This is a genomic window from Luteimonas sp. gir (assembly GCF_037198055.1).
Lineage (GTDB): Bacteria > Pseudomonadota > Gammaproteobacteria > Xanthomonadales > Xanthomonadaceae > Luteimonas > Luteimonas citri_A.
In genome coordinates, this window is sequence record NZ_JBBAXQ010000013.1 from 83,771 (window position 1) to 95,458 (window position 11,688).

Annotated in this window: 7 protein-coding genes; 4 read left to right on the forward strand and 3 right to left on the reverse strand. The window is 67.4% G+C overall.

Annotated features, from left to right (window positions below; genetic code table 11):
• Complete coding sequence (locus tag WAF18_RS15085) at positions 1 to 2,133, forward strand: ATP-binding protein (RefSeq protein WP_337245828.1); 2,133 nt, start codon at positions 1 to 3, stop codon at positions 2,131 to 2,133.
• 19 nt (positions 2,134 to 2,152) lie between these two features.
• Here the strand turns inward: WAF18_RS15085 and WAF18_RS15090 are convergent, their stop codons facing one another.
• The 3 genes from WAF18_RS15090 to acnA all read right to left on the reverse strand — a co-directional run bounded on the left by WAF18_RS15090 (position 2,153) and on the right by acnA (position 7,866).
• Complete coding sequence (locus tag WAF18_RS15090) at positions 2,153 to 3,070, reverse strand: crotonase/enoyl-CoA hydratase family protein (protein ID WP_337245829.1); 918 nt, start codon at positions 3,068 to 3,070, stop codon at positions 2,153 to 2,155.
• A 167-nt stretch (positions 3,071 to 3,237) separates the two neighbouring features.
• A complete protein-coding gene (locus WAF18_RS15095; protein WP_337245830.1) occupies positions 3,238 to 4,917 on the reverse strand; it encodes a long-chain fatty acid--CoA ligase in 1,680 nt (559 codons plus the stop codon).
• Positions 4,918 to 5,106: 189 nt separating this feature from the next.
• Positions 5,107 to 7,866 (reverse strand): aconitate hydratase AcnA, encoded by a 2,760-nt coding sequence (gene acnA, locus WAF18_RS15100; RefSeq protein WP_337245831.1) that lies wholly within the window; start codon positions 7,864 to 7,866, stop codon positions 5,107 to 5,109.
• A 445-nt stretch (positions 7,867 to 8,311) separates the two neighbouring features.
• Here acnA and WAF18_RS15105 point away from each other — a divergent pair, with 445 nt between their 5' ends.
• Genes WAF18_RS15105 through acnB form a run of 3 tightly spaced genes read left to right on the forward strand, consistent with a single transcriptional unit; the run spans position 8,312 to position 11,598 of the window.
• Positions 8,312 to 8,566 carry an AbrB/MazE/SpoVT family DNA-binding domain-containing protein gene (locus tag WAF18_RS15105; protein WP_241946102.1) on the forward strand — a complete coding sequence of 85 codons (255 nt, stop codon included), beginning with the start codon at positions 8,312 to 8,314 and terminating at the stop codon, positions 8,564 to 8,566.
• Complete coding sequence (locus tag WAF18_RS15110; protein WP_047135088.1) at positions 8,563 to 8,964, forward strand: type II toxin-antitoxin system VapC family toxin; 402 nt, start codon at positions 8,563 to 8,565, stop codon at positions 8,962 to 8,964. The genes WAF18_RS15105 and WAF18_RS15110 overlap by 4 nt, the downstream gene beginning before the upstream one ends.
• Before the next feature lie 42 nt (positions 8,965 to 9,006).
• Complete coding sequence (gene acnB, locus WAF18_RS15115) at positions 9,007 to 11,598, forward strand: bifunctional aconitate hydratase 2/2-methylisocitrate dehydratase (protein WP_337245832.1); 2,592 nt, start codon at positions 9,007 to 9,009, stop codon at positions 11,596 to 11,598.
• Positions 11,599 to 11,688: the final 90 nt, after the last annotated feature.

Below are 11,688 nucleotides of genomic sequence, written 5' to 3' on the forward strand. Positions count from 1 at the left end.
GTGAAAGGCGTCGTGCGCTGGATCGGCAGCCGCCTGGCAGGGCGGCCCGACAGCGAGCATGGCCAGGCTGCCGTGCGCCTGGTCATGCTGTGCGTGATCTATGCCTACCTGCAGCTCGTGGTGGGCCGCCACCCCGCGGTCGCCCGCGAGCTGCGCCTGTCGGAGGCTTATCTCGCGGTCGAGGTCGCGGTCGCATTGGGCATCGCCGGTTGGCTGCTGTGGCGCCCTGGCGTCTCGCATCCGCGCCGGGTGCTGGGCATGTTGGCCGACTACAGCCTCATGGGCGTGGGCCTGTACTTGCTCGGCGACCTGCTGGCCTGGCTGTACGTGGTGATCATGTGGGTCACGGTCGGCAACGGCCTGCGGTTCGGGCCGCGCTACCTGTACGCGGCGATCGGGTTTGCGGTGATCACGTTCGGGATCGCGATCGCGACCACCCCGTACTGGCACCAGCACAACCTGCCGCTGGCGCTGGGCCTACTCGCCGGGTTGGTCGCGGTCCCGCTCTACCTGAGCTCGCTGCTGCGTGCGCTCACCGACGCCACCGCCGCCGCGCGGGCCGCCAGCGAGGCCAAGAGCCGGTTCCTGGCCAACATGAGCCATGAGTTCCGGACCCCGCTCAACGGCATCGTGGGCATGTCCGAACTGCTGGTGACCACGCCGCTGAGTGCGGAGCAGCGCGAAAGCGCGCTGGTCATCCAGACCTCGGCCAAGGCCCTGCAGGCGCTGGTCGACGATGTGCTGGACCTGTTCAAGATCGAGGCCGGCAAGTTCCAGCGCAACGACAGCGCCTTCGCGCTCCACGACCTGGTGCGCGGCATCGAGGTCATGCTGGGACCAAGCGCGCAGGCCAAGGGCCTGGCGCTGGCCTCGTCGATCGCCGACGACGTGCCCGCTACGCTGTATGGCGACAGCAACCGCCTGCGGCAGATCCTGGTCAATCTGTTGTCGAATGCGATCAAGTTCACCGAGCGCGGCGAGGTCACGCTCGCGATTTCCACCGTCGATGCGGGTGCTGAGCGGGTGCGGGTGCGGTTCTCGGTCCGCGACACCGGCATCGGCATCGCCCCCGATGCCCTGGTCCGCATCTTCGACGCCTTCGAGCAGGTCGATTCCGGGCTCGGGCGGCGCTATGGCGGCACGGGTCTGGGGACCACGATCGCCAAGGGCCTGGCCGAACAGATGGAAGGCAGCATCCAGGCCGAAAGCCAGCCGGGGCAGGGGTCGCACTTCTGGGTAGAGTTGCCGTTCGGCCGCGTGACCGGCGATGCGCCGGCGCGTCGGGCGGGGGAGGGCAACGTGATCGCGTTCGCCGATCCTTTCGTGCGCCATCGGGCCCGGGTCGCGCCGCTGCGCGTGCTGGTTGCCGACGACCAGTCGGCCAATCTGATGGTGCTGCGCCGCCTGCTCGAGCGTGCCGGGCATCGCCCGCTGCTCGTCGACGATGGCGAAGCGGTGCTCGATGCGCTCGAGCGCGAGCACTTCGATGCGGTGATCACCGATCTGCACATGCCCGGCGCCGACGGACTGGATGTCCTCCGGCAGACCCGCGTCATCGAGGCGGGCAGCGGCCGGCGCACACCGTTCATCGTGCTGACCGCCGACGCCACCGCCGAGGCGCAGGAAAGCTGTCGACGCGCGGGCGCGTTCGCCTACCTCACCAAGCCAGTGGTCATCGAGCGCTTGCTCGAAACGCTGGCCGAGATCGCGCCGGGTGTGGAGGCCGGGCGACGCGCGTCCGACCTGCGGCCGCGAGTGGACCGGCTGTCGACGCCGGTGATCGACGAGATGCGCGACATGGGCTTCGACGAGGCGTTCATCCGGCGCTTCCTGTCGGAATGCGCACGCGACGCGCACAAGTGCCTGGTCGATCTGGCGGGCGCATCGGACGCGGGACGATGGGACGAAGTCCGCGACCTGTGTCACGCGCTCAAGGGCACGGCCGCCAACCTCGGCGCCTCGGAGCTCGAGGCGCAGGCCTTGCGGGGCATGCGAATGCCGTCCGACCGTCTGGCCATCGAATGGCGGCTGCTGTTGCAAGGGCTGGGCCGGGCGCTCGACGAGGCGCTGGAGGCGCTGCGGGTGCGCGGTGATCTGCCACGGATCGGCCTGCCCGGGTCAGACGCCGTCTGACCCGGGGGCCGTGGTGCGCTCAGCCGCCTACGGCGGTGCGCCCGACCTCAGCCGGTGCGGGCTGCAGCCGCTGCTGCGCGCGGACCAGGCGTTCCATCGTCCGCAGATGCCGCGCCTCGAGCTGCAGGGCGGTATCGACCCAGATGTCGGTGATGCGCACCAGCTCGGCGAGCGGGATCGGATGGGCGCCGTCGCGGACGCGATGGAGCGCCAGGCGCGCGGTGGCGATCCGCCGATGCTTGCGAATCTGCTCGTGGACCGCAGGCACGCCTTCGCCGGGCTCGACCAGTACATCGACCAGGCCGAGCCGGTGCAGGTCTTCGCTGCTGTACATGGTCCCGCCCAGCATCATTTCCTCGGCGACGTGCGGGCTTACCCGCTGGGCCAGCAACGAGTAGGCGCCCATCCCCGGGAACAGTCCAAACAACACCTCGGGGAAGCCCATCTGGACCCCGCGTTCGGCGACGATGGTGCGGCAGGCCAGGGCGAGTTCCAGACCACCGCCCAGCGCATCGCCCTGGACAAGCGCGATGGTGTGGGCATTGGGGTGCAACCGGGTCTGCAGCAGGTGGATGTTGTCGACGCATTGCCGCGCGTAACGGGTCAGGGCTTCGCGGTCGCGCAGTCGGATCAGGTCCACGAACAGCTGCAGGTCGCCGCCGAGGTTGTACACCGGGGCATCGGAGGCCAAGACGATGTGCGACAGATGCGCAGGCGCGACCCGGGCGCGCTCGGAGATCTGCTCGATGCTCGCCTGGGCGAACAGCCGCAGTTCGCGAAGCAGCCCGGGCGAGAAACAAGGGCGGTAGTCAGGCTGCGCACTGGCCGGCTGCGCATGCATAAAGCACCAGTGCGCGTCGCTGGAGGCGTCGTGGTGCAGGCGGAGGAGTGACGGCGCGGCCGCGCCTTCGCGACGAATGGGTTCGATGGTGTGCATTGAAAATCCCCTGAAACGGGGGCCGCACCGTCGGGCGCCGGTGCAAACCCGCGTGGATGCTGAATCGCCCGATGCGCGCTCTATGCGCGCATCGGGGCGTCAGGGCAATGGCTTCAATGGCTTGCAGGCACTTTGGGACGAGTATCGTCTCCAAAATGTGATCGATATCACGATTCCGGGGCGGCTTCGCGGAGTTCGCGGCGCAGGATCTTGCCGACGTTGGTCTTGGGCAACTCGCTGCGGAACTCCACGATGCGCGGGTGCTTGTAACCGGTCAGGTGCTCGCGGGCATGGGCCTTGACCTGGTCGGCGGTCAGGCTGGGGTCCTTGCGCACGATGACGACCTTGACCACCTCGCCCGAGCGCTCGTCGGGCACGCCGATCGCCGCGACCTCGAGCACGCCGGGCATCATCGCGATCACATCCTCGATCTCGTTGGGATAGACGTTGAACCCCGAGACCAGAATCATGTCCTTCTTGCGGTCGACGATGTAGAAGTAGCCGCCGGCATCCATCCGCGCCATGTCGCCGGTGTGCAGCCAGCCCTCGGCATCGATCGCTTCTGCGGTGTCGCCCGGGCGCTGCCAGTAGCCCTTCATGACCTGCGGCCCGCGGATACACAGTTCGCCGACTTCGTCGACCGCCAACTGCGCGCCGTTCTCGTCCTTGATGCAGGCCTCGGTGGAGGGCACCGGCAGGCCGATCGAGCCGTTGTAGTCGGCCAGCGTCATCGGATTGATACAGGCCGCAGGCGAGGTCTCGGTCAGGCCGTAGGCCTCCACCAACGTGGTCCCGGTCACTGTCTTCCAGCGGTCGGCCACCGCGCGCTGGACGGCCATGCCGCCGCCCAGGCTCAGGTGCAAGCGGGAGAAGTCCACCTGGTCGAATCCGGGTGTATTGAGCAGGCCGTTGAACAGCGTATTGACGCCGGTGATGGCGGTCATGCGGATGCCCTTGAGCTCCTTGACGAAGCCAGGCATGTCGCGAGGATTGGTGATCAGGTGGTTGTGGCCGCCGAACTCCATGAACACCAGGCAGTTCGCGGTCAGGGCGAAGATGTGATAGAGCGGCAGCGCGGTGACGATCAGTTCCTCACCGCGCTTGGCATTGGTGCCGAGCCACGCTGCCGCCTGCTGCATGTTGGCGACCATGTTGCGATGGGTGAGCATCGCGCCCTTGGCCACGCCAGTCGTGCCGCCGGTGTACTGCAGGAAGGCGATGTCCTCGTGCGCGATCGCAACCTCGGGCAGCGTGTGCTTGCGGCCGCGCGCGAGCGCTTCGCGGAAGCGGATCGCGCCATGGATCGTGTAGTCGGGCACCATCTTCTTGACGTGCTTGACCACCAGATTGACGATCGCGCCCTTCGGAAAGCCCAGCAGGTCGCCAAGGCCCGTGGTCACGACCTGCTTGATCTGGGTGTCGGCGATGACGTCCTGCACCGTCTTGCCGAAGTTGTCCATCACCAGGATTGCCGCCGCGCCGGAGTCGACCAGTTGGTGGCGCAGTTCGCGGGCGGTGTACATCGGATTGGTGTTCACCACCGTCAGCCCGGCGCGCAGGACGCCGAAGATGGCGATCGGGTACTGCAGACAGTTGGGCATCATGATCGCGACGCGATCACCTTTCTTGAGCTTGAGCTCGCCCAGCAGGTAGGCTGCGAACTGCTGGCTGTAGGTGTCGAGCTCGCCGTAGGTGAGCGTCTTGCCCATGTTGGAGAACGCGGGCTTGTCGCGGTACTTCGCGATTGCCTCGTCGAGGACCGCGGGGACCGAGGGGTACTCGTTGGGATCGATCTCGGCGGGGATGCCCGCAGGGTAGTTCGCCAGCCACGGGCGTTGGTCGGTCATTCGGTCTTCTCCCTGATGAAGGCCGTCACTCGAAGCGGTGAGCGTACCTGCGCAATCGCGTTCGATTGGAGCACAGGCTTTCCGGGCGAGGCAAGGCGCGGCGCGGCAGTCGCGCCGCGTACACGGCGCGCGTGCCATTGACTGCCCGCCGCGCTGCGGCGGCGGGCAGGGTGCCTGTCCGATCCGGGATCAGGCTGCCTGCTTGCTGGCCAGCTGACGCAGCACGTAGTGCAGCAGCCCGCCGTGGCGAAAGTACTCCACTTCCTTCGGGGTCAGCAGCAGCACGTGGACCTCGAAGCGGATCTGGCGGCCGTCGGCCTTGGTCGCCACCACCTGCGCGCGCTTGGCGCGGCCGTCGTCGAGGCCGGTGATGTCGATCGTCTCGGTGCCATCCAAGCCCAGCGTCTGCGCGTTCTCGCCATCCTGGAACCGGCACGGCAACACGCCCATACCGACCAGGTTGGAGCGGTGGATGCGCTCGAAGCTTTCGGCGATCACCGCTTTGACGCCGAGCAGGTTGGTGCCCTTTGCCGCCCAGTCGCGTGAGGAGCCCGTGCCGTACTCCTTGCCGGCAAACACCACCAGCGGCACGCCGTCGGCGCGGTACTTCATCGCCGCGTCGTAGATCGCCAGCTTTTCCGGCTCGCCCTTGCCGAAGTACAGCGTGTTGCCGCCTTCCTCACCGCCGAAGAACAGATTCTTGATGCGGATGTTGGCGAAGGTGCCGCGGACCATCACATCGTCGTTGCCGCGGCGCGAGCCGTAGCTGTTGAAGTCCGCCGGCTGCACGCCGCGCGACTGCAGGAAACGCCCGGCAGGCGAGTCCTTCTTGATGTTGCCGGCCGGGGAGATGTGGTCGGTGGTGATCGAGTCGCCGAACAGGCCCATCACACGGGCGCCGTGGATGTCGTCGATGCTGCCCACGTCCATCGTCATGCCCTCGAAGTAGGGCGGGTTCTTGATGTACGTCGAGCCCTCGTCCCAGGCATAGAGCTCGCCGTCTGGCGACTCGATGGTGTTCCAGCGCGTGTCGCCCTTGAACACGTCGGCGTAGTTCTTGGCGAACATCTCCGGGCCGATCGTGCGTGCGATGAAATCACCGATCTCCTTGTTCGACGGCCAGATGTCGCGCAGATAGACCGGGTTGCCGTCTTGGTCCTTGCCCAGCGGATCGCGGGACAGGTCGATGTCGACCGTGCCGGCGATCGCGTAAGCGACCACCAGCGGCGGCGAAGCGAGGTAGTTCATCTTGACCTCGCCGTGGATGCGGCCCTCGAAGTTCCGGTTGCCCGACAGCACCGACGCGACCGCGAGGTCGTTCTCGGCGATGCCCTTGGACACCGCATCGGGCAGCGGGCCCGAGTTGCCGATGCAGGTCGTGCAGCCGTAACCCACGACATAGAAACCGAGCTTCTGCAGGTCGTCCATGACGCCCGCCTTCTCGAGGTAGTCGGTGACCACCAACGAGCCGGGGCCCAGCGAGGTCTTGACCCATGGGGCCGCCTTCAGTCCCCTGGCCGCCGCATTGCGTGCGAGCAGACCGGCGCCGAGCATCACTGCCGGGTTGGAGGTGTTGGTACACGAGGTGATCGCGGCAATGACTACCGAGCCGTCGGTCAGCTCATGCTCGCCGTCTTCGAGCGTGATCTTCGACACCGGCCGGGCGGCCAGGCGCTCGGCTTGCGGCTGGTCGCCGCCTTCCTTTTCGAAGCGGTCGATCTGCGGGTCGTTGGTCGCATCGCGGCGGGCGGTGAGCGCACCGACGTTGTCGCGGAAATTCTGCTGCACGTCCTCCAGCAACACACGGTCCTGCGGGCGCTTGGGGCCGGCCAGCGACGGCCGCACGTCGCCCATGTCGAGCGTGAGCACGCTGCTGTACTCGGCTTCGGGGGCGCCCGGCTCGTGCCACAGCTGCTGCGCCTTGGCGTAGGCCTCGACCAGGGCGATCTGCGCTTCGCTGCGACCCGACAGGCGCAGATAGCTCAGCGATTCGGCGTCGATCGGGAAGATGCCGCAGGTCGCGCCGTACTCGGGCGCCATGTTGCCGATCGTCGCGCGGTCGGCGAGCGGCAGGTGCTGCAGCCCGTCACCGAAGAATTCGACGAACTTGCCCACCACGCCGTGCTTGCGCAGCATCTCGGTCACGGTCAGCACCAGGTCGGTGGCGGTCGCGCCCTCGGGCAGACGGCCGGTCAGCTTGAAGCCGACAACCTGGGGGATCAGCATCGACGACGGCTGGCCGAGCATCGCGGCCTCGGCCTCGATGCCGCCCACCCCCCAGCCCAGCACGCCGATGCCGTTGATCATCGTGGTGTGCGAGTCGGTCCCGAACACAGTGTCGGGGTAGGCCCAGCGCGTGCCGTCCTCGCGCTCTGCGGTCATGACCACGCGCGCCAGGTGCTCGAGATTGACCTGGTGGACGATGCCGGTATTGGGCGGGACCACCTTGAAGTTGTCGAACGCCTTCTGGCCCCACCGCAGGAAGCCATAGCGCTCCTTGTTGCGCTCGAACTCGATCTTGCCGTTGAGGTCGAGCGCGTCGGGGCGGCCGAACACATCGACCTGCACCGAGTGGTCGATGACCAGTTCGGAGGGAATCAGCGGATTGATCTGCTCGGGCCGCCCGCCCAGGCGCACGACCGCGTCGCGCATCGCCGCCAGGTCGACCACGCAGGGCACGCCGGTGAAGTCCTGCAGCACCACGCGGGCCGGCATGAACGCGATCTCGGTATCGGGCTCGGCCGTCGGCTGCCAGCGTGCGACCGCCTCGATGTGCCGTGCGGTCACCGTTTCGCCGTCCTCGTGGCGCAGCAGGTTCTCCAGCAGGATCTTCATCGAGTAGGGCAGGCGGGCGATGTCGAACTTCGCCGCCAGCGCCGGAAGGCTGGCATAGGTGTAGCGCTGGCCGGCGACGTCGAGATCGGCGCGCGTGGAAAAGGAATCGGTCATGGAGGAGCTCCTGTCGCGGTTGCTGGCGGTGACACAGCCTGGCTGGTCGTGGCGTGCTGGCATGCGCCGTGGTCCGGCATCTTGAGGGTTGCGGGTGTCACCGGTCGATCCATTCAGTCTAGAGCGCGTGGCGTGGCGGAGGTGTCATCGCCGGTGGCGTGACCGGATCTGCGGGCGCGCTCACGCATCGCATGCCGCCGCCATCGACCGCGGTATCGCCGCGCAGCTGCACGGTGCCGATCGTACGTGACATCACGTTGGGGCGATCTCGGGGATGGCCGGGACGGAGTGTTCCTGCCCCAAGGCGGTCGCCTGTGGCAGAGCCTGGGCGGTGGGGTCAGTCCGGCCCCCCCTTGCCTTGGCAGCAGCGGCAATGCACCGCACGCGAGCTGGAGTATGCGCAGTCAGGTATGTATAATGCGCGCATACTTTCCGGGAGTCCGCCATGGAAGCCACCGTCGCCGAGCGCGGCCAGATCACCCTGCCCAAGCCGGTGCGCGATGCGCTCGGGCTGAGCAAGGGCACGATCCTGAAGGTTGAGCTGGAAGGCAGCCGGATCGTGTTGCGCAAGAGCGTCGACGACGCGGTGTCGCGTGCGCGCGGTCGTTTCAAGCTCGAAGGCTTCGGTGACACCGACGCGGCGATGCGCGCAGTCCGCGGCCAGGCGGCCGACACCCCTGATGGCGACGCCACGCCGTGATTGCAGTCGACGCGCCGGTGCTGGTGGACCTGCTGGCCGATGGCCCGCAGGCCGACGCCGCCGAGGCCTGCCTGCGCCAGTACCTGAGCGCCGGCCCGGTGGTGGTCTGCGATGTGGCGCTGGCCGAGATCTGCGGCGCACTGCGTGACGGCGCCGAGACCATGGCGGTGCTCGAGGACATGGGCGTGCGCTTTTCCGCAATCGAGGCCAAGTCGGCGCTGCGTGCCGGCGAGATGCAGCGCCGCTCCTGGCAGCGTGGTGACACTTGCGGCCGGGCGGCGCGCGACTTTTTGGTGGGGGCGCACGCACTGCTTCAGTGCAATGGCCTGATCACGCGCGATGACGCGTTTTTCCGCACTTATTTCAAGGGTCTCAAGCTGATCGTACCGTCGGCCTGAGACCGGTTCTCCCGGTACCGCAAGACTTTTGGAGTTGCCCGCATGTTGGAAGCCTACCGCCACCACGTTGCCGAGCGTCAAGCGCTGGGCATTCCGCCGCTGCCGCTCAACGCGCAGCAGACCGCCGAGGTAGTCGAACTGCTCAAGAACCCGCCGGCCGGCGAGGCTGAGTTCCTGTTGGATCTGCTCACCCACCGCGTGCCGGCCGGCGTCGACGACGCCGCCAAGGTCAAGGCCTCGTATCTGGCCGCGATTGCGCTGGGCACCGAGCACAACCCGCTGATCGACCGCGCGCGCGCGACCGAACTGCTGGGCACCATGCTCGGCGGCTACAACGTCCATCCGCTGGTCGAATTGCTTGACGACGACGCGGTCGGCGCGATCGCCGCCGATGGCCTCAAGCACACGCTGCTGGTGTTCGATGCCTTCCACGATGTCGAGGACAAGGCCAAGGCCGGCAATGCCAACGCCCAGGCCGTGCTGCGCAGCTGGGCCGAGGCGGAGTGGTTCACCAGCAAGCCCGAAGTGCCGGCGTCGATGACGCTGACCGTGTTCAAGGTGCCGGGCGAGACCAACACCGACGATCTGTCGCCGGCACCCGATGCGACCACGCGGCCCGACATTCCGATGCACGCGCTGGCGATGCTCAAGAACAAGCGCGACGACGCACCGTTCGTGCCGGAAGAAGACGGCAAGCGCGGGCCGATTCAGCTCATCGCCGACCTCAAGCAGAAGGGCCATCTGGTCGCTTACGTCGGCGACGTGGTCGGCACCGGCTCCTCGCGCAAGTCGGCGACCAACAGCGTGCTGTGGTGGACCGGCGACGACATCCCCTACATCCCCAACAAGCGTGCCGGCGGCGTGTGCCTGGGCGCGAAGATCGCGCCGATCTTCTACAACACGATGGAAGACGCCGGTGCGCTGCCGATCGAGCTCGACGTCTCGAAGATGGAGATGGGCGATGTGATCGAGCTGCGCCCCTACGAGGGCCGCGCGCTGAAGAACGGCGAGACGATCGCCGAGTTCGAGGTCAAGTCCCAGGTGCTGTTCGACGAGGTGCGCGCCGGTGGCCGCATCCCGCTGATCGTCGGCCGCGGCCTGACCGCCAAGGCGCGCGAGTCGCTGGGCTTGGCCCCGACCGACCTGTTCCGCCTGCCGCAGCAGCCGGCCGACAGCGGCAAGGGCTTCTCGCTGGCGCAGAAGATGGTCGGCCGTGCGATCGGTCTGCCCGAAGGGCAGGGCGTGCGTCCGGGGACGTACTGCGAACCGAAGATGACCTCGGTCGGCTCGCAGGACACCACCGGCCCGATGACCCGCGACGAGCTCAAGGACCTGGCATGCCTGGGCTTCTCGGCCGACCTGGTGATGCAGTCGTTCTGCCACACCGCGGCGTACCCCAAGCCGGTCGACGTCAAGACCCATCACACGCTGCCGGAGTTCATCTCCACCCGCGGCGGCATCTCGCTGCGTCCCGGCGACGGCGTGATCCACAGCTGGCTCAACCGCATGCTGCTGCCCGACACCGTCGGCACCGGCGGCGATTCGCACACCCGCTTCCCGGTCGGCATCTCGTTCCCGGCCGGCAGCGGCCTGGTCGCGTTCGCCGCGGCCACCGGCGTGATGCCGCTGGACATGCCCGAGTCGGTGCTGGTGCGCTTCAAGGGCGAGATGCAGCCGGGCGTGACCCTGCGTGATCTGGTCAACGCGATCCCGCTCTACGCGATCAAGGCCGGTCTGCTGACCGTCGCCAAGCAGGGCAAGAAGAACGTGTTCTCCGGCCGCATCCTCGAGATCGAGGGCCTGCCGGACCTGAAGGTCGAGCAGGCGTTCGAGCTGTCGGACGCCTCGGCCGAACGGTCGGCCGCGGGCTGCACGGTGCACCTGAACAAGGAGCCGATCATCGAGTACATCACCAGCAACATCACGTTGCTCAAGTGGATGATCGCCCAGGGCTACCAGGACGCGCGCTCGATCCAGCGCCGGATCGAGAAGATGGAGCAGTGGCTGGCCGATCCGCAGCTGTTGCAGGGCGATGCCGACGCCGAGTACGCAGCGGTGATCGAGATCGATCTGGCCGAGATCGATGAGCCGATCCTCGCCTGCCCGAACGACCCGGACGACGTGAAGACGCTGTCGGAGGTCGCCGGTGTGGCGATCGATGAGGTGTTCATCGGCTCGTGCATGACCAACATCGGTCACTTCCGTGCAGCGTCCAAGCTGCTGGAAGGCAAGCGCGACATCCCGACCAAGCTGTGGGTCGCGCCGCCGACCAAGATGGACGCCGCCGAGCTGACCAAGGAAGGCCACTACGGCACGTTCGGCGCCGCAGGTGCGCGGATGGAAATGCCGGGCTGCTCGCTGTGCATGGGCAACCAGGCGCAGGTGCGCGAGGGCGCGACGGTGTTCTCGACCTCGACCCGCAATTTCCCCAACCGCCTGGGCCGCAACTCCAACGTGTATCTGGGCTCGGCGGAACTGGCCGCGATCTGCTCGCGCCTGGGTCGGATCCCGACCCGCGAGGAGTACATGGCGGGCGTCGGCGTGATCAACACGCAGAGCGCGGAGATCTACCGTTACATGAACTTCGACCAGATCGAGGAGTACCGCGACACAGCGTCGTCGGTCGCTGCCTGATCGCGCCGATCGCCAGACCAGAACGCCCGGCATTGCCGGGCGTTCTTTTGTTTAAAGAACCGGGGTCAGAGTGCAATTTGCTTTGCGAAA